Here is a 25308-nt window from a genome sequence, read left to right as displayed (position 1 = left end):
CCGGCTCACGCCCAGCGGCCGTCATGCAGCACGACCACGCCGTAGAGGCCGATCTCGTCGATGTGCAGCAGCACACCCCCCTGTTTGGGCACGCACGTGAGTTCCACGTTCGCGGAGCCCGGCCGGACCAGGGTGGCGTGCGTGGCCTGCTTGGGTAGCCGGATGATCAGGTCGACGTCGAACTTCGGCACCACCTGGTCCAGTTCGGATGCGTAGTCGTAGTTGACGATGTGCACCGCGGCGACGTCGTCGGCGAGGCGATGGATGTTGACAGCGACATCGGCGGCGATCTCGACCTGCCGGCCCACGGGAAGCAGTCCGGCCACGTCCCGTGCCGTGGCTCGTGTCGTGTTCGGATGCGCCAGGATCGCGTCGCGTCCGGGAGTGGGCACGTCTGTCGCGAACTCGCCGACGACGACGACCCGCCCGCCGCTCTCAAGGTAGCCACGCACGGCCGACATCTGGCCGGCAGTCATCCACGTGCAGTTCGGCAATACGAGGGTCGAGTACCGGCCGAGCGTGCGCGCGTCGACCCGGTCCGGCGCGTAGGAACCGTCGGGGAACATGACGACGTCGTACGGGACCGCCGCGTCGGCGAGCACCGTCGTCACCACACGGAACGGAACCTCCACCGAGTGGTCGGAGAGGTTGAGCACGTTGTCGCTCCGGTCCTGCGCGGCGATCAGGCCGGCGTTGCTCTCCGTGCTGAACGCCACCGCGATGTCGTTGTACGTCTGGCGGCTGAACAGCCGGTCGTGGTCGGCGAGGAAGTTCTGCACCTCGGTGGCGACCTCGTGCGGCGCATAGAAGGAATCCTCGATCCGGCTGCCCATCCACGCGCCGTACGGGACGGTCATGTTGGCGCCCATGGCGGCACCCTCGTACAACGACAGCTGGAACAGATCGTGGCCGCGGCCCTTCGACAGCGCCTCGACGAGCTCCGGCACCACCCCGCCGTAGGGGTTCTCCACCACCACCACGTCCTTGTCGCCCGCGAAGCCGGCCACGTACCGGTACCAGGCCGGTTGCCGGTAGGTCGTGTTACGCATCTCGGTGATCACGAGGTCGACGTCGTCCACGAGCGCGTAGTAGTGCGGGTACAGGTTGAAGAAGTTGCCCGAAACGAGCACCTCTCTGCCCTGTTCGCGACCGTACTCACGCGCATAGGTCGCGAGCTCCCCGAAGTACCGTTTGACGGCGGCACGCTGGAAGCGGTGGTAAAGGTCGAACAGCGGCGCCAGATGCTGGTCGGTCTTGAAGTCGTGGCCGCGTTCCAGCAGCCAGTCGCCGTAATGAAACGACTCCAGGTCCACGCCGGCCAGCTCCGGGCTCCGTTCCCCCGGTGGCTGCTCCAGGAGGAAGGCGCGAAAACCCTTCATGCAGTCCTTGCAGAAGCATGCGCCGTACTGTAGGGCCCCCATCGGAAGCTCCGCCTCGTCCAGCTGGACACCGTCGACGCCGGCATCGACCTGGATGCGGATCACCGCCTTCAGGTACTCCCGCCAGACCGGATTGTTGCGGTCCATGTAGTAGCACTGGTGCTCACGGTCCGGGCACTCCACCCAGTGCGCGTGGCACGCCACCTGGTGGATGTCCCGAGCACAGCACTCGTCGATCAGGTCGGTGACCGGTTCCCCGTCACTGTTGACGAGCCCACCGGGGAAGTACGCCTCGAGCGGCTTCCACAGGTTCGGGTAGCGGTTCTGTGAGAACTCCCGCAGCCCCATCCAGTCACGGTGGCCGGTGCCGCGCAGTTCGTTGAGGGCCAGGACGGTGTCCTCGGAGTCGTTGAGCTCCACCGGGAACTCCCATCCCTGAGCTTCGAAGACGATGCCGAACACCTTGATGCCGTGTGTGTGACACTCATCGATGAACTCGCTGTCGTTCACGAAGCCGTAGAACCGTGACCGCGCGTCGACCGGGCCGAACGCCTCCTGCTCCAGGTACGGCAAGGACAGGGAACCGCCGCCCAGCGCCGACCACACCAGCAAGGTCGCCCGGTAGTCGACCAGATCGTCCACCATCCGCAGCCGCCGCGGCGGCAGACTGGGGTGATAGCAATGCTGGCGGGGAAACCAGGCATCGAAGTACACGCCGCGTTCCATCGGATCTCACCTCTGCTGTTATCGCTGGAATGCGGCCACGACGTGCTGAAAAAGCTCCAGGTCGCGTAACGAGTCCTCGATGTCCGTCTTCGGCTGGAGACCGCTCGACGCCACCTCGTGGAACGTCTCCAGCTCGAACACGTAGGCGTCCTTGAACGTCGGGCGCACGATCATCTGTGAGTGCGCCTCCGCGTCCGTCTCGGCTACGTGCAATGTGGTGGGGAGGTGCCTGATGTACGGAGTGTCGTACTGCACCTTGATCGTCTTGAGCTCCGAGCCCACCTCGATGTGGCAGTCGAATCGCTTCTGCAGGTCGACGCCGACGTCGAGACTGGCGCAGTAGGTGCCGTAGTCGAAGAGGATGCTCATGAACCCGCCGCCGCTCCACTGGGCGGCCGCCCGGACGGACACGGGAGAGCCGAGGATCTCCCGCATGGCCGAGATGTCATGTATCGCCAAGCCGCACAGCATCCGGTAGGCACGCACCAGATCCGACGGGACGTCACCGATGGCTTCGGCCACCTGCTCCCGGGCGCGACGGTCCCGGTCCGCGGCCACCTCGGCCGGGACGTCGAACCGGGCCACCACGCTGCTCTGGTCGATCAGCAGACGGTTCTGGCCGATGATGTCGCGCAGCGACGCGTGGTTCACGGCGTCCCAGCTGCGTACCTCGTCGACGGCCTGCAGGAACGCCGGAGCGTAGCGGCGCATGTACCCCACCATCACCTGCACACCGGCGTTGTTCCTCTCTTTGAGGATCGCCTCTCCGTCGCGGAGGTTTAGGCAGATCGGCTTCTCCACGAACACGTGCTTGCCCGCGCGGCACGCTGCGATGACCAGGTCGGTGTGGTACTCGTCGCTGGTGAGCACCATGACCGCATCCAGATCATGGGCCATGAACGAGTCGGCGTCGATGTAGCGCCCTGGCACGCCATAGCGCTCACCAAGCAAGGACACCAGGTTGGGCGAGACGTCACAGACCGCCGCGATCTCGAACAGGTCGGGACGGCTCGACAGGATAGGCAGATGGACGACCTGCGCTACTTCGCCGAGGCCGACCACACCGACTTTCAGAGGAGCCGGGCTCATTGTCCGGGCCTTGCGACTCGGTCGTGACTCGTGACGTCGTCAGGCTTCGTGACGTCGTCGCTCCCAGGTCTCGGATACTGCCGATCGAGCGTCACATGCCCTCCCACAATCCCCACGGTGCGATTCGTCTACAGACCCCGGCATGGCGGCGATGCGCAGCCCTCCGCTACGTCTCTGAAATGCGAATATATGGTCGGCGCCGCCACCTCCGCTCCTCCTATCTTCCGCCGTGCTCGATTTAACTTCGGTGAGAGACGCAGCGCTCGACCCGGAGCCCGATGCCGCACATACTGGTTCCGCGTCTGCGATGCCGACCCAGGAAGGAACGTCCATGGCTCAACCGCCGATCACGCCGCCCGCAGACGGGATCGGGCCGGTGGTGCTCGACACCGACATCGGCTCGGACGTCGACGACCTGCTGGCCCTCATTCTTCTCGCCGATGATCCACGCGTCGACCTCCGTGGTGTCACCACGGTGTACGGTGACGTCGCCCTCCGCGCGCGCATGGCCAACCGGGTTCTACGCCTCATGGGCTGCGACGACGTACCGGTGCACGAGGGGCTGGCCGACCCGCTGTCCGGGCGCGACGTCTGGTGGGCGGGCCACGAGGGCCAGGGCATCGACGACCTGGAGGCCGAGGAGATCAGCCCGCTCGGAGGCGTCGACGCACTGATCGAAGCGACCCGGCAACATCCCGGGCAGCTGACCGTCGTCGCCATCGGTCCTCTCACCAACGTCGCTGCCGCGCTGGAGCGTGACCCGGGCTGGAAGGACGCGGTGCGCAGGCTCGTCGTCATGGGCGGCGAGTTCTCCCGCGGCGAGCCGGAGCACAACATCCGGTGTGACGCCGCCGCGGCCCGGACGGTACTCGCGTCGGGCATCCCGTCCGTCTTCGTCGGGCTGGACGTGACCACGACGGTTGCCCTGAGCGAGTCCGATCTCGACGAGATCACCCGCTCGGGCTCACCGTTGGCGACCCTAGTGGACCAGCAGGTCCGCGGCTGGTGGCGCTTCAGGGAGACAGCGGGATCCAGTCCGCACGATCCCCTTGCCGTGCTGGCAATGCTCGAGCCCGACCTGTTCACGCTGGAGGCAGGTAGCTGGACCGTCATCGAGGAGGGTGAGCGGCTCGGGGTCCTCGAGCGATCCGCAGGCTCGGCCGGCGTACATCGTGCCGTTCGCGTCGACGTCGAGAGGGCGGCTGACTCCATCCGGCGACGCCTGTCCCACGCGGTATCGGCGTGACCTCACGACGCTCCGGGCCACCCACCTTCGCTGCCGGCTCGGAGGCCGACGGTTGTCACGCATGCCTTTCCCCGGCCCTGAACTGGCGGCGGGCCGCGGCGATTCCCAGGCCGAGCGCGGCGATCGCCGCGATGGCCGCGGCTGGGATTGGCAACGCCGCAGGCCCGGCCCGTCCGACGAGCAGGCTTGCAGCCGCCGCGCCGATAGCGATACCGCCGTTGAATACGACGGGGATCAACGCCGCGGCCAGGTCCCGGTGCCCGGTGCCTGCAAGGCGGAGGATCTCGGTCTGTGCGAGTGGTGGTACGGCGCCGCTGGCAAGACCCAGCGCGAGGATCGTGACGAGGCCTGAGACCGGTGACTCGGCCCACGTCAGGGCCAGGAGCATGAAGGCCGTAGCCGTCGAGGCGGCGATCAGTCCGAGTGTGGTGCGGCGGGCCAGCCGGCCGGCCAGTGCCACGCCGGCCGCGGAGGCGAGGCCGAAAGCGAGCAGCAGACCGCTCATCTCGCCCGGCAAGAGAGCCGCGGCCCGCTCGCCGAGTCTGGTGATGAAGGTGTAGGCGCCATAGTGCCCGACGAGCAGGAGGCCGACCAGCGTGACCACGACCAAGGTCGGGCCGAGCGGGCCGCGTGCGGGCCCAGGATCGTCGGCGGAGGCAGCCGCCCGCCGGGGACGGGCGGGAACCAGGGCGCGTACCAGCAGACCTGTTCCGAGTGCCGCCACGGCCAGCACCACGAAGGCCGCACGCCAACTCGACGCGTCTGCGATCAGCCGCGCGACAGGGGTGCCGACCACCATCCCCAACGTTGCACCACCGAGCACGACAGCGACCGCCTGGCCGAGGTCCTTGTCCTCCACTAGGTCGGCCACGTGGGCGTTGGCGGTGGCCCACAGCAGTCCGACCGACACGGCCCCCACGAGGCGAGCCGCGAGCGCCACGGCATACACCGGCGCGACGGCGGTCAGGAGCGACGAGGCCGCCAGCAAGACGATGCCTGCGAGGATGAGGGTGCGCCGGTCGATCCTGCGGGTGAGATACGTGAGGGGCAAGCTGGCCACCACGACGGTGAGTGCCCACGCGGCGACAAGCTGCCCGACCAGCGGCTCGGCGACGCCGAGGCCTCGGCTCATCGGGACGAGCACGGCTGTGGGAAGCATCTCGGCGGTGACCATGACGAGGGTCGTCGCGCCGAGAGTGAGGAGTGCGGGCCACGGAAGGGAGGACTTCGCTGCCGCGGCAGGATGCATGGTTGTTGTGGTCATGCGACCACGGTAAAGTTTGACATTGATGTCAATGTCAAGCCTTGGCGGTGATTCAGCATGAAGATCGGTGAACTGGCCGAGCGGACGGGTGTGGCGCCGCGGTTGATCCGGTATTACGAGCAGCAGGGTCTGGTGACCACAGACCGGGAGGACAACGGGTACCGCGCCTACACGGAGGCGCACGTCGAACGAGTCACCCGCGTCGCCAGCCTGGTGCGGGCAGGTATCCCCACACGGCTGGTCAGGGTGCTCCTCGATACCGAGGACGCGGCCACCCGCGGTGAGCCGACCTGCCCGCGGAACGTGGCCGAACAGCTTGCTGCTGAACTCGTTCCCATCGAAGACCGGATCGCCTGCCTCACCCGCAGCCGCGACGCGATCCGCAGCTACCTCAAGCGCTCCCACCACGAGGTGCTCCTGCAGCAACAGCGCGTACCCAGTACCGCCTCGGCCGGATAACCGGCCACCGGGCGATGCGCCCGGCGCGAGGCCGGGCGGTGCGGCGCGTCAGCGCCGCCTTGATCTCAAAGAGGTCAACTCGGCAACTGGCTTCGCTGCTGCTGGCTACTCGCCGACGTGTTTGCCGAAGCGCTGGAACGCGGCCTGACGCGTCGTCCCGAGGGCTATGCCGATCATGGACCAGGTGTCTCCAGCGGCGCGGGCTTCTGCGACGGCGTCTCGTAGCTCCTGCTCGGCGTCGGCCATGTTCTGGCGGGCGGCGGCGATACGGCGCATGCGGGCACCGTCGCGGGCAGGGGTGGTGGCCGGGTCGAGACTGTCGAGCCAGCGTTCAACGTCGCTGTCGTTCTGCATCTTGATGTCTGCCATGTCTATCACCTCACCTGTTCAAGTAGTCGTAGAACTTCGGACGTAAGACGTCGGCGTGGATGATCCGGGAGCCTTGTTCGTCGTCGCGTCAAGAACGCCTTTACGCTTCAGGGTCGCGTCGGGGGGTCGTTAAGCATGGCGAGTATGGCGTTGTGGACTCTGGGTGCTGCGGCGAGGATGTTGGGGCCGGTCAGGGTGTATGGGCTGCCGTCGTGGTGGGTGATGATCGCGCCTGCTGTGCGAGCGAGCGCGACTCCAGCGGCGACGTCCCACGAGTTGTTGGAGTGGATGACAACGGCGTCGAGCCGTCCGGCGGCTAGCCATGCGAGGTCGGTGGCGGCGGAGCCGAGCATGCGGACTCTGCCGACTGTGTTGGCCATGTGGCCAAGGACCCTGAGGCGGTCTCGGTTCTCGTCTCGGCTGGCAGGCCCGGTCGCGAAGTCCCCGACTGCGACCACCGAGTCAGCAACACTTGACGTCTGGCTGGCTTGTAGGTGCTCGTTGTCGCGGTACGCTCGGCCGTCGCGGGTGGCGTATCGCTCCCGGTGGTCAGGTAGGACAATCTCGCCGTGTGCTGGTGTCTCGTGTTCAATGAGCGCCAGCGCGATCCCAAAGGTGGGCAGGCCTCGGCTGAAGTTCGTGGTGCCGTCGATGGGGTCAAGACACCAGTAGGACTCTCGTGGACCGGTGCGGCCGCGTTCTTCACCGAGGAACCCGATGTCAGGAGTCAGCTCGCCTAGGAGTGAACGCACCTCGTCCTCGATCGTGAAGTCCGTGGTGGTGGCGAAGTCACGGTCGGACTTGTAGGAGCGCTCCATTGCTCGACCTTTGGCTAGCACGTCGAGCGCCCTGTCTATGGCAGCGGCCGATGCCTGTTCATGCGTCAACATCACGCCCACCGTCCCACGCCTCGGTGACAACGCGTTCGAAGATCGGGAAGATGCCGTGCGGTTCGTCGTCGCTGACCTCGAAGAGGAAGGTTGGCGAGTCCAGGCCACGCGTGTGATGCAGTTAGGGCTGAACCATGGCCCGGTGTCCGTCAGCGATCGTGATGTTGAACCGCACGGTTTCGTCGTAAGTGCGGATCTGCAGTCGGTCCACCGCTTCTGCAGACAGCTGGCCACAGAGGCGCATCAGCGCTGCATGGCCGGCCGATAGCGAGCCGAAATCTGGCGACGTAACAGGGCGGACGGACCACAAATGAGACGGAGACTGAGACGGGACGAACTCCGGGCGTGGTCCCTCTCAGATAGTGCTCGACGTCCGTCCTACTCAGTGTGGCGGAGGATGCGGGATTCGAACCCGCGAGGGCTTGCACCCAACGCGGCGAGCGCGAGCGAGCCGCCCTTGATCTCAAAGAAGTCAACTCGGCAACAGCACGACCGGGACCCGTTGCAACGAGGCGGCCTAGAAAGACGGAATGACGGCCTAGACGCGTATCGGGCATTAGTTGCTACATTGTAGTGCATGACATCTCCTACGAATGTGCGGTTTCCTGATCAGGTGGACAAGAGCTTGGCCGACTATGCGCGCCGGTCTGGGGCGAAAAAGTCGAGCGTGGTCGTGGGCGCGGTGCGCGAGTGGCTGCGCATGGAGGCGCATCCGGGGATCGTGTTTGTGACCACGGTGACTGGTGAGCGACGCGCCGCGCTGGCTGTGGGACCGCAGGTGTGGACCGTGGCTGAGTCGTGGTTGCAGCATGACAAGGTCGAGCGTTCGGCTGCGGTGGTCGCGGATGCGCTCGGGTTGTCACTGGCCGATGTTGAGGCCGCCTTGGCGTATTGGGCGGACTACCGCCAGGAGATCGACGAGCTGATCGAGCGCCAGCACGCCAGCCAGGACGAGGCAATGGCGGCGTGGGAGCGTCGGCGAGCTCTCGATGCCGTCTAAGCGGGCTGAGATCCGGCTCCTGCTGGACGAGCACTACCCGGCATGGCTAGCAGAGGAACTGACCGCCGAAGGTGTCGACACCGTGGCACTGAATGCGCACAGGCCAGAGCTGCGTGGCGTTGACGATCGGCGGGTTCTTGAGGCGGCGGTCGCTGAGGACCGGGTGGTCGTCACCGAGGACGTCACCACATTCAGTGCCGCCATCGCCATGGTTCCCAGCCATGTCGGCGTGGTCTATTGCCACCATGCCCGGTTTCCTCGTACCCGGCCAGGGTTGAACAAGCTACGCAAGGCCCTCGTCGCATTGGCCGGCGAACCTCCGGAAGGTCTGGGTGAAGATCCGCTTGTTTGGTGGCTATCCAACTCCGGCTAGCAGCAAGTGCGGGCGCGACTGAGGACGCAGAGAAAACGCGCGGCCAGATGGACCGCGACGACACCAAATGAGACCAGAAATGAGACCAGACGGACGCCGGTTCCGGCTCGCTGTGAGCGCTATGCGGCGTCCGTCCTGCTCAGTGTGGCGGAGGATGCGGGATTCGAACCCGCGAGGGCTTGCACCCAACACGCTTTCCAAGCCTGCTATCGGCCATCCGCACGCGTTCAGGCGGGTCCGAATGCGTGGTCAGAAGACAGAAGGGCGCTCAAGTGAACCTCCATGAACGCCTGCGAATGAGACGGGAAATGAGACGGCGGGCCGAATGTGACAGTGCTGTGTCCTGCCCGGCCCTGCATCGCATGTGACATCAGTCTTTGAAGGCGGCCCCGCCTTGGAGCGGACACTCCGTGGCGGGGCCTGGACCGAACCTGCTTGGAGGTTCAGCCGTGGAAGAGAATCTACACACGTTCACCTGTACTGCTCGACGGGATGGGTGCGTGTGGCTTGTTGAGTGTGATCAGGACTCGTCGGCGCGTTGCCGGGTGTCGAGTCTGGCCGCTGCCGTACGGGACCAACGCCGAATCCTCTCCGAGGCCCTTGGTGTCCCGGTCGCCGTGGTGGATGTGGATGTGCGCCCGGTGTTGCCGGTGGTGGTGCGTGAACGGATCGCTCGGGCGCGTGTGCTGCGTGATACCGCGAGATGGGCGAATCGTGCTGCCGCCGACGAACGGGCCACGGCGGCACGCATGCTCGCCGGTGAAATGGGGTTAGCGCTGCGCGACATCGGCACCATTCTCGGTGTGTCGCATCAGCGTGCCCATCAGCTCCTCGCTCGGGGTGGTGAGCGGTGATGGACGTCGAGGCGATCCGGGACGCCCTGGCGGAGCTGCGTGAGGCTGTGGGGTGGCGCAAACACGCCCGCCATGTCGATCACGTGTTGAATGTGCTGGACCTGCGCACCGATCAGATGGCGCTGGAACTCGGCCGCGTGTGCCACGCACTCGGTGTTCAAACCCAGCTAGAGGTCGAGACGGAGCGCAGCCAGGCGAAACGGCTCCAGCACCAGGAGAACGTCGCGGCCACCCAGGCCGATGTGCGCGAGGTAGCGGATCGGCTCGACCAGGCCCTGACCGACCTGCGCGCCACCCTTGATGCGCTGCGGGAGCGGGATGGTGGGGGTGAGTCGTGATGGCCGCTGATTCGTTGATGCTCACCGAAGCGTTGCTGGCCGAACTGCACGCCGTGCACGCCGCGCTGGAAGCAGCGAACGACCGGGCGTATGAGGCCGTGGTCCGAGCGACCGCCGTGCGGGACACCCTGCGCCACGAACACGACCGTCACACACAGTGACACCACGTCTCGTTTCTCTGCCTGTTCGGGCCGCTGCCCCACCCGTCGCACATCGGTAGCGTCACCAGCATGACGGGCCGGCCACACACCCCCGCCCGGTCCCCCTACCTCGGTTGACTGGGCGGGGTCTGTGGCCGTCACCGACGACACAGCGAACCGGGAGGCGACGGCTGGTGATCGACTACACGGCCAGGCACGACATTCCTGCCTTCAACCCCGACGACGCCGGGCCGGGATACCTGTACGTGCGAGTGGCCGACCACATCACCGCCCGCATCGACGTCGGTGAGCTGCGCCCCGGTGCACGGATACCGGGTGAGCGAGACCTCGCCGCCGAGTACGGCGTCTCGCTCGGAACCATCCGCAAGACCGCACGGGTACTACGCGCCCGAGGCCTCGTGATCACCCTGCGGCACAAAGGCACCTACATCCGCCACCCCGACGCCCGCAACGCAACCACCCACGACAGCGGAACCGGAGGCCGGGGCCACTTCGAGCCATTCCCCTCATAGCTGCCATCCGTAGGCCGCAACGCAGCGGGTCCAGGGTGATCGCAGATCATCACGGAGTGACGCGAGCGCAGCGAGCGCCCTTGACCCGCGAAGTGAAGGCCGCAGAATGGCCGCGACGAGGGGAACGGCCGCCATACGACTCCACGCGGGCTGTCAGGCTGTTCTGGACGACACGATGTCCCTCCACCATGATATGGGCTCACCTGCGAATCTCGAGATGACTAGTATCAACGTATGACCCCGGATATTGTCGAGAAGGCAGCCCTAGTCGCGCTGCTTCGAGAGCCACATGTTCGCTGGTCAGAAGTAACGGCCGAGATCGTCGATCGCGGAAACGTGCACGACGTACTTGATCGGCGGACCAGTGGCCAAGACCCCCTGTTTGCCCTCGGCCACGTCGATGACGCTGTACGTGAGGCTGCCCGACTAATCCACAAATGGGAGGGCGAAGGTATCGGCGTGCACGCGTTCTACGAGGATACCTACCCCGAACAGCTTCGCGATGTCCACGAGATGCCACCTCTTCTCTTCACTCGGGGTACGGTTGTCCCGGATCGCCGAAGCGTTGCAGTTGTCGGCACCCGCCGAGCAAGCGAACGAGGCTTGGAGATTGCTCATTCGGTTGCGACAGCGCTGGCGAAGAGCGGCATCACAGTAGTTAGCGGCCTAGCTCTAGGTATCGATACGGCCGCTCACGAAGCAGCCTTAGCCACGGGCGGTCGGACTGCTGCCGTACTAGGTACTGGCATCCGTGAACACTATCCATCGCAGAACGCACAACTCCAAGAGCGTATTGCGTCGAGCGGCCTACTAATGAGCCAGTTTTGGCCCGACAGCCCGCCCACGAAGAAGACGTTCCCAATGCGAAATGCCGTGATGAGCGGATACGCATCGGCGACAGCGGTGATCGAAGCTCCCTGGAAGAGCGGCGCACGCATTCAGGCGCGGCTTGCCCTGAAACATGGCCGCCCGGTCGTAATGCCACGCGAGCTACTCGAACATGATTGGGCACGTGAATATAGCATGCTTCCAGGCGTGCACGTCGTTGATTCCCTCGCTGAACTTCTTTCGGTAGTGGAATGCCTTGTGGACGACGCAATGTCAGGCTACGAGAAGCTCAGAAGCTTGGCTAATCGTGTCCAGATCTGATCCGCTTGAGCCATATCTCGCATCCGTCCGCCAGCAGGGAATATTCCTTAGAAATCCACTTCCGCCTGGCCCAGGAATCTGTCGCGTGTGCTTCACGGGAATCCGGCCAGATTACTCACGCTGCTATCAGTGCAACCAGCATCGGCAAGCAGGGGCAAATGCGGCTGATCTGGTTGTACCTGTGTCTTACGCAATCCAGAACGAGCAACACGCCTTCAACCTGGTAATGTACAAAAGTTCAAGACCTACCGCGAGCGCAAAGGCTGCACTGACGGCCCTGATCCTCGTATTTTTGAGAAAGCACCGGATTTGTCTGTCCACGGCTATCGCACCTGCACAGTTCACACACTACGCAGTGGTTCCAAGCACACGCGCTCGGCCGGGCACCCACCCGCTCCAAGCGTTGATAGACGGCAGCATGACCCTGCCGCCTATCAACGCGCGCGCGAACGACTGCTACCCGGCTGATGATCGCGACTTTCATCCGGACAGATTCGTCGTCGAGGACCTTCCACCTGAAGCGAATATTCTGCTGCTCGACGACACCTGGACAACAGGTGCGCGTGTACAGTCGCTCTCACATGCCCTAAAGGATGCCGGAGCAAATAAGGTGGCGGCCGTCGTATTAGGGCGCTGGGTAAACCCGTCCTGGCCGGACTCGCAGGCCCTGATTAGCCACTTGAGAAGGTCGACGACGTTCGATCTGTCTCGCTGCGTCGTTGGACGCCCCGCCTGATAGACGCATCCCAGCCTGTCCCGCCACGCCGGACGCCTGCCGCGCCTCAGTTCGGTGAATAGGGTCAATCGGGCGGGCGTCGCGGAGGGACCGGCCGCAAGGCCGCATGCCCGAAGCGAGCCCGCGTGCGGCGCGTCAGCGCCGCCTTGATCTCAAAGAGGTCAACTCGGCAGTGTCTATTGGTTGGACCTAGTCCCTCAACGCGCTACCCGGTCGACGCGTGAGGCGTGTTGCTGCCGGAACCGCCCTGAGTGGCGTCGGGCGTGAACTTTTCCATGGCTGCGCGTAGCGGTTCGTAGCCATTTGAGGCTTTGCCCTAGCTGTGCATGTCCGACAGGGTAGTGGGTCCAACCGTCCCGAAAAGTTCCCCAAGGGGTCTGCATTTTGTAAGTCCACCGCTGAGAAAAGGCCACGCGTAGTGCCCGCACGGGACTATGACTCAATCGCTGGCTATTTAAGCTCGGACGGTCACTCATGTGGTTGATCTTGACGATCAGAGTTGCCTGTAGATGTGCCCTGGATGCGTGTTGATCCCATTAGCCTTGCTATGCGGTCAATGATCGCCTTTTGTTCTGATTCTGCTACCTCTTGCGGAACGTTATCTTTGCTCGTACCCCTCTTCATATCGGCTATGATAGCGTCAGCTTCATCAAACAGGTTGCCTTTGTATCTGTCGATGTACTCCATAGGTCTACTGGCCAGTTCAACGAACTCTTGTGGAACCACCTTAGTTTTCATGCGGGCCTCAAGGAGCGCGCCATGTGATTCCACTAGATTAAAGAATATGATAGAAGCAAATTCTCTCTTGTCTTCATCTGAAACCACGACTGCGTCGCAAATTTCTCGCCATGCAATCGATGTCGTAAAGCAAGCCTGGATCGTCGCTGTAACTGGCTCGACCTTTTTTGGCAAGTCATCCAAAATCTCATCTGCGATCTTCACAATCGCGAGCGTCCCGGCTTCGATCCTTGCGGGATCTTTTCCGTCCCAATTTTCTGTGTCTGTCAAATAATGCGTGACGGCCCGCGAGAGCGTCGTGGCTGCGGCGCGCTCACGCTCGCGAAGCTGGCTTCTTTCTTGCCGCCTATGATTGCCGCGAGCGATTAGCCAGCTAGACAACCCTGTGACGGCTGACGGCAAGATGATGAACATAGCCAATGCCCAGATGGGAAGCTCGATAGAGCCGTTCGCTGGGATCATGTTACGAGCGTAACCTATCCAGCTTGAACTCGCCTCAGCTGAGAATGGCTGCATTGCGGTTACCCACTCGAACTCTGATGGCAACGAGACGAGGCGTCTCCACCCCCCAAGACGGCAACAGTGTAGGTGGTCAGTACTCCTTGGGAACCTGCCACAGTCAGGCGTGTTTTCGTCTTCCACCTGCTACGGGTCTTCATGGCTGGACGTCGGCGTGGGTGATATTTGGTGCACGGGCGTGCACTGGACAGTCCCATGAGTGACAATGGTGGGCGTGGCGGACGCACCTGATGATCAGGCTGAATGGTGGACGACGTCAGACGTTGCCGCCTACCTGGGCTTGAGGATAGGAACGGTCAGTTCGTACCGTCTCCGGGGCCAGATGCCCGAGCCTGACATGACGGTTGGCCGAACCCACATGTGGCGTCCGGGGCGGATCGTTGAGTGGCATCGCTCGCGCCCTCGCCCCGGTGTCGGTGGTCGGCCAACCCCAGACCGTGCATATCAGGATGATCGTTCAGATTAGTCCACCGTCTCGGGTACGGTCGGGGGCGTGGAGCCCAAGCAGCCTGAGTCGGATACGCGGTGGATCGCGCACGGTGAGCGAACGCTGTACGAGAGCAAGTGGGTCCGTCTCGGCTTGGTGGACGTTCAACTGCCAGATGGGCAGCGTTTCGAGCATCACAAGGTATGGATGCCCGCTGCAGCAATGACCGTGTTGCTGGACGATACGAACGAGCGCGCCTTGCTCCTGTGGCGGCATCGTTTCGTTCCGAACATATGGAATTGGGAGCTCCCAGGCGGCCTGATCGACGAAGGCGAATCTGCGTCGGATACGGCTGCCCGTGAGCTAGAGGAAGAGACTGGCTACCGGCCGGACTCTCTGGAGCAGGTGGTCACGTTCGAGCCGATGATCGGTACCGTGACGTGTCCCCATCATGTGTTTCTCGCCCGTGGCGGGCGCCAGGTGGGCGCGCCAACTGAGACCACGGAGATGCAGCGGATGGAATGGGTTCCCCTCGCTCGGGTAGCTGACCTGATCAGTTCCGGTGAGATCCGCAACTCGGGAACGCTCGTTGCATTGCTTCACGTGCTCGCTATCAGTGGCCGGGATCGGGCTCCCGGCTCAGAAAGCTCTTGATTCTGCGGCGCTGCCGGACTGATCCGGTTTGCGCCGCCAACCTCGACGCCTCTTGAGCTTGCGACGTGGCAAGCGCTAGATCACCCCGCACCGCGTGGGCAAGTGCTATATCGCAATGAAGGCCGGCGGCTGCGCGCGTGAAGCTGGAATCGAGATCGCGCAGCGCGTCGGACAGTTGGTCAATGGCATCGGCGGATCCCAAGCGAGCAAGACAATGACCCTGCCATCGCAGCAAATGCACTTCATCAAGCACGAGGAAGGGCAATTCTGGATCAGCCGCGTCGTCGGGCAACAGATGCGCCGCCTGATCGAGGGCCTGCCTCGCCTGCCAATCGTCCCCGCAAGCAGCGGCCGCCTCGGCTCGCGCTGCCGACAACCACGAGCTGAGCAGAGGAGGGAGCTGACCTCTGGCAGCCTCCTCAGCATGAAGGACGACAGCACGGGCATCGTGCGGCTGATCGAGGTCAAGCAAGGCGAAGGCCTGCTGAGCGGTTACATGGGCCAAGATGGCCGCGCTACCTGACTCACGCGCTGCGGCTTTGGCCGTCTCGTGATGCTGCCATGCCGCCGCGGGATCACCCAGGTCGAGGGCTTGCCACCCAGCAAGTGCTGCGGCCTCCGCGACAGCTGCGGCGAGAACAGTTCGCTGAGCGCCCGGGAGTGAGTAGCGCAATAGAGCACTCATCTGTTCCACGTGTGCTTCAGTCTGCGCCAGCAGGTTTGCAGCGCCCAATTGGCGATCCAACAACCGCAATGACTGAGTCTGAGCCTCAAAGAGCGCAACAAGGCTGTCGTCGATCGTCGTTGCCGCATCGAGACGACGTTTTAGCTCATCCGCCTGCTCGGCGGCCGGAGTCGGCTTGTCGTCCGGGCTGCCATTGTGTTCGACCTTGCCGGTCCCGAACCGCACGCCGAACACATCGGTGAGGAGTTCGGCGTAGAAGGTGGATAGGCCACGTCTCCCGTTCGCCCATTCGCGCACCATGCGCAGCAAGCTCTCGTCGGATGGCAGGGACTCACGTCGAACGCTCGCCACACGTCGCAGCTCGTGAATCAGGCGAGCACGCGACCATCCGCGTTGTTCGCATAGCGCGTTGATCGAAGTTGCATCCATGCCCGCGCTCGCCCTCCGCTGACGTGCTGGGTCTCTGGCCTACCGCGTCCCCCCGGAGTCCCCCCGAGTCCTCTGTTGGCAGTCATCTCCTGGATTGACAATCAAATCACGAGTTGCCGACCTATTGAAGAGCCAGCGGTCGAGAAGAGCAAGGCGACCCTTGACTAATACTGAGTGAGTCAGTATTCTTCACACAAAGTCCCACTACAGAGGAGGCAAGATGGCAGTCAGCGGAGGAATCCCAGTCCAGTTCAGCGCCGTGTTCCCACATGGGGCGTTCGTGATTGGTGAGGTCACGCCGGAAGCGGACTTCGATCAGTCCACGCGGGAGAAGCCGGTGCAGAAGCGGGACAAGAACACAGGTCTTCCGGTGTGGATAGTCCCGGTGATGGATGCCGACCCGGAAGCCCGCAAGGGTCAGCGTGAGCTGAGTGTGAAGGTGGCTGCGGAGGTCCAGCCGGTCCCACCTGAGGCGCTGCCGGGGACGCCGTTTCGGCCGGTTGAGTTCGACGGGTTGACGATCACCCCGTATGTGGACACCAACGGGCCACGCCCGCGTCAGGGGTACTCGCTGCGGGCGTCGGGGATGCGCAAACCCGGCGGCAAGCCCGCCCAGGCTGTGAAGGATGCCGCGTGACGGCGGCGGGCAGCGGTTCTGTCACGGTAGACACGGCGATCCATGTCTACGGCAATCCGGCCTCGTGGCAGCTGGTCCTCGCTGACGACCGGGTGAGCACTCACGTCAGGCTTCGTCTCGGGAACCACGTGACGCTGTACATCACGAGTGTCGCCGCGATCACACACCTTCAGCAGGCCGTCAACGACGCGGCTGAGGCGTTCACCGGCACTCCTCGCCGGACAACCGACCACGTGGCCTCGCCTGCCGGTGCGGGTCGTGTCGCGTGACATAAGACCGGCGCGGGGATCGGACCGGCTTCCCAACCTTCGATCCCCGCGCCTTCCAAACCCCAACCTGTGAAGGAAGGACCTTGGCATGTCCAACTCTACCGACCCAGCAATGCCCGAGCCGCTGTTCCAAGGCGGGCTCCGTGGCCATGGCGTGGTAGCGGCGGTGCGGTTCCGCTGCGGCGTCTGCAACGAACTCGTCGTGAGCGAGCCTGGCCAGGCATGCGACGCATGCACGGCACCCGTCAAGACTCGGCCCCCGGCCCGGTCCCGGCGTCCACGCGGCTCCACCAAGGCCACCGCGAGCGAGGCAACGGGTGGGGGTGAGTCGTGATGGGTGTGCGTTGGGCGACAGACCGGGTGAACGGGGACGAGTACGACGTCCCGCGTCGTCCCGGTGACGACGACTGCCTCGCCGTGTCCCTGGCCAAAGGTGTCGGGCTGTTGGCGCTCCTCGTTCCCTGGTACGCGCTGCGCCATCCCGGCACCACGGCTTTCCTCGTCGTGTCGGCGTGGCTCGCAACAACTCACGGCGTGGCCGTCCTCCTCGCCGTCTACACGCTCGCGGCGGTGGTGCTCGGCGTCTGGCGGTGGACTCACCCCTCGTCGTTTACCCGCGCCGTGGGTGATCCGTTCCGGTCGCGGGTGCGCGGTGGCTGGGTGTATCGGCGCAGGTGGCGCACTGCGATGCACATGTGCGGACTGTCCACCGGCTGGGGCAGCGAACGCTACGCACCGCACATCGTCCGGGTCCGCTCCAATGCCTTTACGGATCGGGTGCGGGTGAAGCTGCTGATGGGGCAGTCCCCGGCCGACTTCGAAACCCGAACCGACGAACTCGCCTCCACCTTCGGTGCCACCGGGTGCCGGGTCGAGACGGTGAAACCCGGCGTCATCGTCCTGCACTTCGCCCACGCCGACGCCCTCGCCGCGACCGTGCCCGCGCTCGAACCATCCGAGACGGTGGACCTCGAGGCCCTCCCGGTCGGGATGTGTGAATCCGGGGACACGTGGCGGTTACGGCTCCTCGGAACGCATGCCCTGGTGGTGGGGGCGACCGGTGCGGGGAAGGGGTCGGTGATCTGGTCCACCCTGCGCGCCCTCGGTCCAGGTGTGCGGGATGGGTGGGTGCAGGTGTGGGCGCTGGACCCGAAAGGCGGCATCGAGCTTGCCCTCGGCGCTGCCATGTTCACCCGCTTCGCCCACGACCCCGAACCCATGGTCACCGTGAATGAGGACGCCGCCACCCTCGTGCAGGAGCGGGCGGCAAGGATGCGTGGCATCACCCGGCTGCACCAGCCGAGCCCGTCCGAGCCGTTCGTCCTGCTCGTGATCGACGAGTTGGCGTTCCTGACCGCGTATATGCCGGACCGGGCCTTGTCGAAGCGGATGGCCTCCGCGCTGTCCGTGGTGCTCTCCCAAGGCCGCGCGGTCGGAGTCTCGGTGATGGGGGCGGTGCAGGATCCGCGTAAGGAGATCGTGGCGGTGCGGGACCTGTTCCCGACCCGGATCGCGCTCAGGCTGACGGAGCGGGGTCAGGTGGACATGGTCCTCGGGGACGGTGCCCGCGAACGTGGCGCGCACTGCGACCGCATCCCCGAAACCACCCCCGGTGTCGGGTACGTCCTCATCGACGGGCACCGCGAACCCGTCCGCGTCCGCGCCGCACATGTGACCGACGCCGACATTCACGCGATGCGCGACACCTACGCATCGCCCGGTCACTCGATAGGGGCCACACCGCTGGACGTCATCGCGGGGGAGGTCGCGGCATGAACACCATCGTCACTACTGAGTACATGACCAGCGACGTCACGACCCACACGGCGACACGGTTGGACTGCGACGGCGACCTGTGGGAAGTGACCTGGCTGCCGGACCGGGTGTTGAGCCGCAATGAGGCGATAACCGCTGTCACGTTCGCGGAAACCGTCGCCAGCGTCCCCGCTGAATCGGATCTGCGTCCGGGTCTTCCGGTGTGGCCGGTGCTGGCTGCGTGGGCGGGCGAGCTTGGCCTCACCCCGGCCGCTGCCGTAGCTCTGCTGGAGGGGTGCCAGTGAGCGCCCTGCCTCGCCTGGACGACGACACCGTTCGGGGGCTCGCAGTCGCTGAGCGGGTGTGCGTGCGCCCGATCATGTCCAAACTCACGGACACCCTGACCGGCGACACCCGGACGGTGTTGATCCCGTGCGGGTCCACCCGCGAGGCCGTGTGTCCCTCGTGTGCGGACCGGGCGCGCCGGTTGCGGATGCAGCAATGCCGCGAAGGCTGGCACCTCACGGTTGAGCCACTGATCAACACCAACGATGACGACGACACACAAGACGACACCGGCCCCGAGGACGACGACACCGACACTGACGGCGACGGGGATGACAGCGGGTCGCGTCGGGTGCGTTCCACTCGTCGCCGTGATGACGCTGACGACCTGCCCCGCCCGCCGAAGCAGCACACCACCCTTGGCCGCGAGTTCGATACCCCGGACGGCAAGACCTACCGGCCGTCGATGTTCCTCACCCTCACTATGCCCTCCTATGGGCGGGTGACCCGCGAGGGTGTGCCGGTGGATCCCGGCTCGTATGACTACCACCGTGCCGCGCTCGATGCGCTCCACTTCCCGAAGGTGGTAGATCGGTTCTGGCAGAACATGCGCCGCGCCACCGGGGTGCCGGTGCAGTACTTCGCCGCCGTCGAACCCCAACGCCGCCTCGCCCCACACCTGCACGCCGCCGTGAGAGGGACGTTTCCGCGTGCCTTGATCCGGCAGGTGGTGGCGGCGACGTATCACCAAGTGTGGTGGCCCCGCCACGATGAACCCGTCTACGTGGATCGGGTACCGGTGTGGGACGAGCAGACGGCCGGCTATCGCGACCCTGACACCGGGCAGGTGTTGCCGACGTGGGATGACGCCCTCGACCAGCTCGACGCCGAGGTTGACCCGGAACCTGCGCACGTGGTGCGGTTCGGCACCCAGATCGACATGCAAGGCATCCTCGTCGGGACTCCCGCGGCTGACCGGCGCGTCGGGTATCTCACCAAATACCTGACCAAGAACATCTCCGACGACCCCAACGACGATGAACCCTCGGCCGCTCGTCGAGCGCATATCGACCGGATCGCGGAAGAAGTCCGCTGGCTGCCCTGCTCACCCACGTGCGCGAACTGGCTGCGGTACGGCATCCAGCCCAAGAACGCCCGCGCTGGGCTCGCACCGGGTCTGTGTCGCTCGAAGGCGCATGACCGTGACCACTTGGGCCTCGGTGGACGCCGTGTCCTCGTCTCCCGGAAGTGGACCGGCAAGACCCTTACCGAGCACAAGGCCGACCGCGCGGCCGTCGTCCGGACCGTCCTGGCCGATGCCGGTGTCGAGATGGACGACCACGGCGAGTTTTCGGCAACCGCCACAAGACCCGACGGCCAACCCCGCTACCACTGGTCAACCGTCAAGCCCGGTGACACCGACGCGCCCTCGTATCTGCGGCTCATTGCGCACGCCATCACCCGAAGACAGGCCTGGCGAGAGCAATACGAAGCCGCCAAGAACCGCGCCGGGCCACCCACCCCAGATCTTTCGGCAACTGTCCCCCAGGCCGCACCAGCGGCATGACCCGGAAGGAAACGATCACGATGGAAGCCCAGGTGGCCGAGCGCAACCCGCAAGGACTGCTGTTGACCATCGAAGAAGCCGCCCACGTGCTGCACATCGGCCGAACCAAGATGTGCGAACTCCTGGCTACCGGCCAAGTGGAATCAGTCCAGATCGGACGGCTACGCCGCGTCCCGTTCGAATGCCTGCAGGCCTACGTGACTGGCCTGCTCGACGCCGACCACACCCGCCACGCGGCATAGGAGGTAACGATGGGACGCAGACCAAACGGAGCATCGAGTATCTACCTCGGCGCGGACGGCGACTGGCACGGCCGTGTCACGGTCGGAATCAAGGACGACGGCAAACCGGACCGCCGTCACGTTCAGGCGAAAACAGAGGCAGCAGTCATCAGAAGGGTCCGGGCGCTCGAAAAAGAACGTGACTCGGGCCGGGTCCGCAAGGCCGGGCAACGTTGGACCGTTGACAAGTGGCTGACGCACTGGATCGAGAACATCGCCGTGCCACCGGCCATCTCCGGCTACACGCACGACGGCTACAAGGTGGACATCAGCCACTACCTCATCCCAGGTATTGGGGCGCACAAGCTCGACAAGCTGACGCCCGAACATCTGGAACGGCTGTATGCCAAGATGCTGAGTCAGGGCAAGGCAGCCGGTACGGCTCACCACGTGCACCGCACTATCCGGGCCGCGCTCAATGAGGCGATACGCCGGGGTCACCTGACCATGAATCCGGCGATGCTGGCGAAGGCTCCGTCCCCGGATGAGCATGAGGTAGAGCCATACGAGGTCGATGAGATCAAGCGGATTCTGAAGGTCGCGAGTGAGCGGCGCAACAGCACACGGTGGGCCATCGCGCTTGCACTCGGGTTGCGTCAGGGCGAGGCCCTCGGCCTGCGATGGATAGATGTCGACCTGACGGGTGCGGTCCTGCGCGTGCGCCGTAGTCGTCTGCGCCCGAAGTATGCGCACGGTTGCGGTGAAACGTGCGGTAAGACGCCTGGGTACTGCCCGCAGCGAGTGCAGGTGAATCGCGACACGAAGGACACGAAGTCTCGGGCGGGCAAGCGTGTGATCGGACTACCTCGTGAGATCGTCGCTCTCCTGCGGGCGCACAAGGACAGGCAGGACGCCGAGCGCGTCGCGGCTGGTGACCTCTGGTGTGACGAAGGTTGGGTGTTCGCGATGCCGGACGGCCGGGCGCTGTCCCCGAACACGGACTACCGAGAGTGGAAGGCGTTACTGAAGGCAGCGGGCGTCAATGACGGACGCCTTCACGATGCTAGGCACACGTCTGCAACGGTCCTCCTGCTGCTGGGTGTCCCCGAGCGGACTGTCATGGCTGTCATGGGCTGGTCGTCAACCTCGATGGCTGCTCGCTATCAGCACGTGACGGACACTATCCGTCGTCAGGTCGCTGACCGGGTAGACGGACTCATCTGGCCAGCCGATAGCGAGCCGAAATCTGGCGACGTAGCAGGCCGGACGGACCACAAATGAGACGGAAACTGAGACGGGACGAACTCCGGGCGTGGTCCAATTCAGTTAGCGCTCGACGTCCGTCCTGCTCAGTGTGGCGGAGGATGCGGGATTCGAACCCGCGAGGGCTTGCACCCAACACGCTTTCCAAGCGTGCGCCATAGGCCACTAGGCGAATCCTCCGCCGAAGAGCGTATCCGACGATGCCTCTGTAGCCGAAATCGGCTGCGTGTTCGGTCATTCCCCCACTGCCGCGGGCGGCTGACGGGCTCGGCGTGGAGAAGCGCCGGGCTATGGGTACACTTGGGGCCGACCCCTCGCGTGGCGGTATCCCGCCGAACTCCCCCAGGGCCGGAAGGCAGCAAGGGTAGGTGGGCTCTTCCGGGTGCGCGAGGGGTCCTTACTGTTTTCCACAGCTTCATCACGGTGGCAGATGCACGGTGTCGGGGTCAGGGGCTAGGGTTCCCAGGGTGTCGTCCCTCGCTTTGTACCGCACCTACCGGCCGAGTCAGTTCGCTGACGTCGTCGGGCAGGAACATGTGACAGTACCGCTGATGCGGGCCCTGGAGAACGACCGCATCCATCACGCGTACCTCTTCTCCGGCCCTCGCGGCTGCGGCAAGACGTCGTCGGCCCGGATTCTCGCTCGCTCGCTCAACTGCGAGCAGGGGCCCACACCGAAGCCGTGTGGTGCGTGCCAGTCGTGTGTGAGCCTGGCCCCCAACGGTCCTGGCAGTGTCGATGTCGTCGAGCTCGACGCCGCCACCCACGGCCTGGTCGACGACGCCCGTGAGCTGCGAGAGAAGGCCCACTTCGCACCGGTGTCGTCCCGATTCAAGATCTACGTCATCGACGAGGCGCATCAGCTAGGTCCGGGGGCCGCCAACGCGCTGCTTAAGCTCATCGAAGAGCCGCCCGCCCACCTGAAGTTCATCTTCGCCACCACGGCGCCGGACAAGATCCTCGGTACCATCCGGTCCCGGACGCACCACTATCCGTTCCGGCTGATTCCCAGCAAGGTTCTCCAGCAGAACCTTGCCTGGATCTGTGAGCAGGAGGGCGTCCCGATCGAGCCGGGGGCGCTCGCGCTGGTGGCTCGCGCCGGAGCCGGGTCGGCACGGGACTCGCAGTCGGTGCTCGGACAACTGATTGCCGGCGCCGGCGAGGAGGGCGTCACGTACCAGCTCGCCGTCGAGCTGCTCGGCTTCACCGACGCGGCGCTGCTGGACGACGTGGTCGAGGCGATCGCCAACAACGACGGCTCCACCATGTTCGCCGCGGTGGACCGGGTCATGGACTCCGGCCACGACCCGCGCCGTTTCCTGACCGATCTCCTGGAACGCTTCCGGGACCTGGTCGTGGTGCGGGCCGCACCCGATGCCGCCACCCACGGCTTGATCGACGCCGCGGAAGAACAGGCAGAGCGGATGACCACCCAGGCGGCCCGGTTCGGCCCGTTCGATCTCATCCGGCTGGCCAACGTGGTCGATGAGGGCATCACAGCCATGAAGGGTGCAACACCTACCCGGCTGCAGCTCGAGCTCGTCTGTGCCCGGCTGCTGCTTCCCGGCGCCGACGACGCCGTCTCCGGTGTCCAGGCACGCCTGGACCGGCTTGAGCGAAGGCTGGGAGGCGCCACGGCACCAGCTCCCGCCAGCGCGCCGGGTGATGCCCACGCACCGGCGTTCTCTCCGCCCGGGCAAGCGGCACCGGCGTCTCGGCCGACGCCGCCCATGGAGACGGCGCCCCCCTCCGAACCGCTGCCGCCGTTGCAGCCGCCGCAGCCCACCGAGCCGGTACCGCCTCCCGAGCCCGCCCGACCAGGAGGGCCGGTCCCACCCGCGGAGCCCTCGCGGCCGCGTGAGCCGGTTCCGCCTGCTGAGCCCCCGCGACCGCAAGAGCCAGTTCCGCCCACGGAGCCGTCCCGGCCCCGGGAGCCGATTCCGCCGCCAGAACCACAGCCACCGGCCGAGCCGGCGCCCCAGTCCACCTCGCCCGCCACCCCGGCCGCACCAGTGGCCGAACCGGCCGGGAGCAGCCAGCCGGTGTCACCCGGGTCGGTTCCCGCGGGCGCCGGAGTCGCCGACGTCCGGCGCATGTGGCCAGAGGTCTTGACCCGGCTCCGGGAGATCAAGCGCACGCCATGGAGCCTGATCTCCCAGGAATCGGCTGTCGCCGACGTCGCCGACGGCGTGCTCACCCTGGCCTTCCGCCAGCCGACGTTGCGGGACACGTTCGCCCGCCGGGAGGACTTCCAGTCCTACCTGAGGCAGGCGATCAAGGAAGTCCTCTTCATCGAACTCCGCATCGAGGCGATCGTCGATCCGTCCGCCGATCCCGCCGCCGCGGCAGCCGGGACGGGCGGTTCGTCAGGGTTCACCGGCGGCGGGTCCCGCGCCGGAACTGCCGACGTCCCTCCGGACACCCGGTCGAGCAGCTGGGAGGCGGCTCCGGCTCGTCCCGCCGCACCGGCCGCGGAGGCGACCCCAGGAGCGGCAACCACCCAGAACAACGCCCCTGAACCGCAAGCGGCTTCAGCCACACCAGTGCCTGTGGCGGCACAGCCGGCGCCACCTGCGCAAGCCGGGCGCGCGGCTGCGGCCAAGGCCGCCATCCAGCAGCGCAGCCGTCCCCCACAGCGCCAGGAGCAGCCCGGCGCGACAGGCGCATCTGCCTCCGCCGACCACGGCGCGGATCTCGATGACGACGATCTCGACATGTTCGGTGAGTCCGAACAGGAACTCCTGGCCCGTACCTTGGGAGCCACCGTCATCTCGGAGTCGGACAACACCTGACGCAAACGCCGTGGAGCACAAGCTCGCCGTGTCGTCCGCGTGCCGTAGGCTCGAGGTTCTACGTCGCCCGTCTCGAGGGAGTTGCCGCCGTGTTTCCGTCTGGTGGTTCGGAAGGTTTCGACATGGGCCAGCTGCTGCAGCAGGCCCAGCGGATGCAAGAAGAGCTGATGTCCGCGCAGCAAGATCTGGCCGATAGCGAGGTCACCGGCAGCGCCGGGGGCGGCCTGGTCCAGGCCACCATGACCGGCGGCGGTGAGCTGGTCGGGATGCGGATCGACCCGGCAGCCGTGGATCCGGAAGACACAGAGACGCTGGGCGACCTGGTGGTCGCGGCTGTTCGTGACGCACAGGCCGAGGTACAGCGGCTGGCCAGCCAGCAGCTCGGCTCCATCAACGCCAACGTCGAAGGACTGCTGGGTGGTGGCACGCCCGGTGGACCGCTGATCGAAGGGTCCGCGTCGTCCGCCGACGAGCCCGGCGATGCCGACTCGCCGCCCGGCCACCGCGCATAGACACGGAGCA

28 protein-coding genes, 1 tRNA gene and 1 other RNA gene are annotated in these 25308 nt (G+C 65.4%); 22 read left to right on the top strand and 8 right to left on the bottom strand.

The window, feature by feature from the left end; all coding sequences use genetic code 11:
- Positions 1-5 precede the first annotated feature (5 nt).
- Both G1H11_RS11165 and G1H11_RS11160 read right to left on the bottom strand, forming a co-directional pair.
- On the bottom strand, positions 6-2105 hold the full coding sequence (locus tag G1H11_RS11165; protein ID WP_163818633.1) for a hypothetical protein: 2100 nt from the start codon (positions 2103-2105) through the stop codon (positions 6-8).
- An 18-nt stretch (positions 2106-2123) separates the two neighbouring features.
- The gene (locus tag G1H11_RS11160) at positions 2124-3194 is read right to left on the bottom strand and encodes a Gfo/Idh/MocA family protein (protein ID WP_163818632.1); all 1071 of its coding nucleotides are present in this window, start codon (positions 3192-3194) and stop codon (positions 2124-2126) included.
- A 331-nt stretch (positions 3195-3525) separates the two neighbouring features.
- Here G1H11_RS11160 and G1H11_RS11155 point away from each other — a divergent pair, with 331 nt between their 5' ends.
- Complete coding sequence (locus G1H11_RS11155; protein WP_163818631.1) at positions 3526-4440, top strand: nucleoside hydrolase; 915 nt, start codon at positions 3526-3528, stop codon at positions 4438-4440.
- A gap of 55 nt (positions 4441-4495) precedes the next feature.
- On the opposite strand, the gene G1H11_RS11150 is transcribed toward G1H11_RS11155, so the two are convergent.
- Entirely contained in the window at positions 4496-5704 is a 1209-nt protein-coding gene (locus tag G1H11_RS11150; protein ID WP_216843668.1) for an MFS transporter, read from the bottom strand.
- A gap of 57 nt (positions 5705-5761) precedes the next feature.
- Between G1H11_RS11150 and G1H11_RS11145 the strand changes: the two genes are divergently transcribed.
- Positions 5762-6163, top strand: coding sequence for a MerR family transcriptional regulator (locus G1H11_RS11145; RefSeq protein WP_163818630.1), 402 nt, complete (start codon positions 5762-5764; stop codon positions 6161-6163).
- Between the two features lie 105 nt (positions 6164-6268).
- On the opposite strand, the gene G1H11_RS11140 is transcribed toward G1H11_RS11145, so the two are convergent.
- Both G1H11_RS11140 and G1H11_RS11135 read right to left on the bottom strand, forming a co-directional pair.
- Positions 6269-6517, bottom strand: coding sequence for a hypothetical protein (locus G1H11_RS11140; RefSeq protein WP_163818824.1), 249 nt, complete (start codon positions 6515-6517; stop codon positions 6269-6271).
- A 122-nt stretch (positions 6518-6639) separates the two neighbouring features.
- Positions 6640-7422 (bottom strand): inositol monophosphatase family protein, encoded by a 783-nt coding sequence (locus G1H11_RS11135; protein WP_163818629.1) that lies wholly within the window; start codon positions 7420-7422, stop codon positions 6640-6642.
- 577 nt (positions 7423-7999) lie between these two features.
- On the opposite strand from G1H11_RS11135, the gene G1H11_RS11130 reads away from it, so the two are divergent.
- The 8 genes from G1H11_RS11130 (at position 8000) to G1H11_RS25225 (ending at position 12545) form a co-directional block, all read left to right on the top strand.
- Entirely contained in the window at positions 8000-8422 is a 423-nt protein-coding gene (locus G1H11_RS11130; protein ID WP_163818628.1) for a DUF433 domain-containing protein, read from the top strand.
- Positions 8412-8795: a DUF5615 family PIN-like protein gene (locus G1H11_RS11125; RefSeq protein ID WP_163818627.1), complete on the top strand. Its 384-nt coding sequence runs from the start codon at positions 8412-8414 to the stop codon at positions 8793-8795. The genes G1H11_RS11130 and G1H11_RS11125 overlap by 11 nt, the downstream gene beginning before the upstream one ends.
- Positions 8796-9340: 545 nt before the next feature.
- Positions 9341-9649, top strand: a complete 309-nt coding sequence (locus G1H11_RS11120) for a hypothetical protein (protein WP_163818626.1) — start codon at positions 9341-9343, stop codon at positions 9647-9649.
- Positions 9646-9987, top strand: coding sequence for a hypothetical protein (locus G1H11_RS11115; RefSeq protein WP_163818625.1), 342 nt, complete (start codon positions 9646-9648; stop codon positions 9985-9987). The genes G1H11_RS11120 and G1H11_RS11115 overlap by 4 nt, the downstream gene beginning before the upstream one ends.
- Positions 9987-10148, top strand: a complete 162-nt coding sequence (locus tag G1H11_RS11110; RefSeq protein WP_163818624.1) for a hypothetical protein — start codon at positions 9987-9989, stop codon at positions 10146-10148. The genes G1H11_RS11115 and G1H11_RS11110 overlap by 1 nt, the downstream gene beginning before the upstream one ends.
- A 173-nt stretch (positions 10149-10321) precedes the next feature.
- The gene (locus G1H11_RS11105; RefSeq protein ID WP_216843666.1) at positions 10322-10660 is read left to right on the top strand and encodes a winged helix-turn-helix domain-containing protein; all 339 of its coding nucleotides are present in this window, start codon (positions 10322-10324) and stop codon (positions 10658-10660) included.
- A 234-nt stretch (positions 10661-10894) separates the two neighbouring features.
- Positions 10895-11809, top strand: a complete 915-nt coding sequence (locus tag G1H11_RS11100) for a DNA-processing protein DprA (RefSeq protein ID WP_163818623.1) — start codon at positions 10895-10897, stop codon at positions 11807-11809.
- A gap of 181 nt (positions 11810-11990) precedes the next feature.
- Entirely contained in the window at positions 11991-12545 is a 555-nt protein-coding gene (locus G1H11_RS25225; RefSeq protein WP_216843665.1) for a hypothetical protein, read from the top strand.
- A gap of 468 nt (positions 12546-13013) precedes the next feature.
- Here G1H11_RS25225 and G1H11_RS11090 read toward each other — a convergent pair whose 3' ends face one another.
- On the bottom strand, positions 13014-13745 hold the full coding sequence (locus tag G1H11_RS11090; RefSeq protein ID WP_163818622.1) for a hypothetical protein: 732 nt from the start codon (positions 13743-13745) through the stop codon (positions 13014-13016).
- Positions 13746-14295: 550 nt separating this feature from the next.
- Between G1H11_RS11090 and G1H11_RS11085 the strand changes: the two genes are divergently transcribed.
- On the top strand, positions 14296-14883 hold the full coding sequence (locus tag G1H11_RS11085; RefSeq protein ID WP_163818621.1) for an NUDIX domain-containing protein: 588 nt from the start codon (positions 14296-14298) through the stop codon (positions 14881-14883).
- Here the strand turns inward: G1H11_RS11085 and G1H11_RS11080 are convergent.
- Positions 14843-15997 carry an NsdA family TPR-like regulatory protein gene (locus G1H11_RS11080; protein WP_163818620.1) on the bottom strand — a complete coding sequence of 385 codons (1155 nt, stop codon included), beginning with the start codon at positions 15995-15997 and terminating at the stop codon, positions 14843-14845. The genes G1H11_RS11085 and G1H11_RS11080 overlap by 41 nt on opposite strands.
- 220 nt (positions 15998-16217) lie before the next feature.
- Here G1H11_RS11080 and G1H11_RS11075 point away from each other — a divergent pair, with 220 nt between their 5' ends.
- From G1H11_RS11075 to G1H11_RS11040, 8 genes are all read left to right on the top strand, one after another.
- Complete coding sequence (locus G1H11_RS11075) at positions 16218-16634, top strand: plasmid replication, integration and excision activator (RefSeq protein WP_163818619.1); 417 nt, start codon at positions 16218-16220, stop codon at positions 16632-16634.
- A complete protein-coding gene (locus tag G1H11_RS11070) occupies positions 16631-16903 on the top strand; it encodes a hypothetical protein (RefSeq protein WP_163818618.1) in 273 nt (90 codons plus the stop codon). The genes G1H11_RS11075 and G1H11_RS11070 overlap by 4 nt, the downstream gene beginning before the upstream one ends.
- 88 nt (positions 16904-16991) lie before the next feature.
- Positions 16992-17237, top strand: a complete 246-nt coding sequence (locus G1H11_RS11065) for a hypothetical protein (protein WP_163818617.1) — start codon at positions 16992-16994, stop codon at positions 17235-17237.
- Positions 17237-18679: an FtsK/SpoIIIE domain-containing protein gene (locus G1H11_RS11060; RefSeq protein WP_163818616.1), complete on the top strand. Its 1443-nt coding sequence runs from the start codon at positions 17237-17239 to the stop codon at positions 18677-18679. Before G1H11_RS11065 ends, G1H11_RS11060 begins: the two co-directional genes overlap by 1 nt.
- A complete protein-coding gene (locus G1H11_RS11055; RefSeq protein ID WP_216843664.1) occupies positions 18676-18963 on the top strand; it encodes a hypothetical protein in 288 nt (95 codons plus the stop codon). The genes G1H11_RS11060 and G1H11_RS11055 overlap by 4 nt, the downstream gene beginning before the upstream one ends.
- Positions 18960-20510 carry a replication initiator gene (locus tag G1H11_RS11050; protein ID WP_216843663.1) on the top strand — a complete coding sequence of 517 codons (1551 nt, stop codon included), beginning with the start codon at positions 18960-18962 and terminating at the stop codon, positions 20508-20510. Before G1H11_RS11055 ends, G1H11_RS11050 begins: the two co-directional genes overlap by 4 nt.
- Before the next feature lie 20 nt (positions 20511-20530).
- Positions 20531-20752 carry an excisionase family DNA-binding protein gene (locus G1H11_RS11045; protein ID WP_216843662.1) on the top strand — a complete coding sequence of 74 codons (222 nt, stop codon included), beginning with the start codon at positions 20531-20533 and terminating at the stop codon, positions 20750-20752.
- Positions 20753-20761: 9 nt separating this feature from the next.
- Positions 20762-22012 carry a tyrosine-type recombinase/integrase gene (locus tag G1H11_RS11040; protein ID WP_163818614.1) on the top strand — a complete coding sequence of 417 codons (1251 nt, stop codon included), beginning with the start codon at positions 20762-20764 and terminating at the stop codon, positions 22010-22012.
- A 74-nt stretch (positions 22013-22086) separates the two neighbouring features.
- On the opposite strand, the gene G1H11_RS11035 is transcribed toward G1H11_RS11040, so the two are convergent.
- A tRNA-Ser gene (locus tag G1H11_RS11035) sits at positions 22087-22174 on the bottom strand.
- A 125-nt stretch (positions 22175-22299) separates the two neighbouring features.
- Between G1H11_RS11035 and ffs the strand changes: the two genes are divergently transcribed.
- The 3 genes from ffs to G1H11_RS11020 all read left to right on the top strand — a co-directional run bounded on the left by ffs (position 22300) and on the right by G1H11_RS11020 (position 25298).
- Positions 22300-22396, top strand: an RNA gene (gene ffs / locus G1H11_RS11030) — signal recognition particle sRNA small type.
- A gap of 65 nt (positions 22397-22461) precedes the next feature.
- Positions 22462-24786 (top strand): DNA polymerase III subunit gamma and tau, encoded by a 2325-nt coding sequence (locus tag G1H11_RS11025; RefSeq protein WP_163818613.1) that lies wholly within the window; start codon positions 22462-22464, stop codon positions 24784-24786.
- Positions 24787-24908: 122 nt separating this feature from the next.
- Complete coding sequence (locus tag G1H11_RS11020; RefSeq protein ID WP_163818612.1) at positions 24909-25298, top strand: YbaB/EbfC family nucleoid-associated protein; 390 nt, start codon at positions 24909-24911, stop codon at positions 25296-25298.
- Positions 25299-25308 lie beyond the last annotated feature (10 nt).

Source organism: Phytoactinopolyspora alkaliphila, from assembly GCF_010550695.1.
GTDB lineage: Bacteria > Actinomycetota > Actinomycetes > Jiangellales > Jiangellaceae > Phytoactinopolyspora > Phytoactinopolyspora alkaliphila.
The sequence above is the reverse complement of the archived record's forward strand: the minus strand, read 5'-3'. Positions and strand labels throughout refer to the sequence as shown.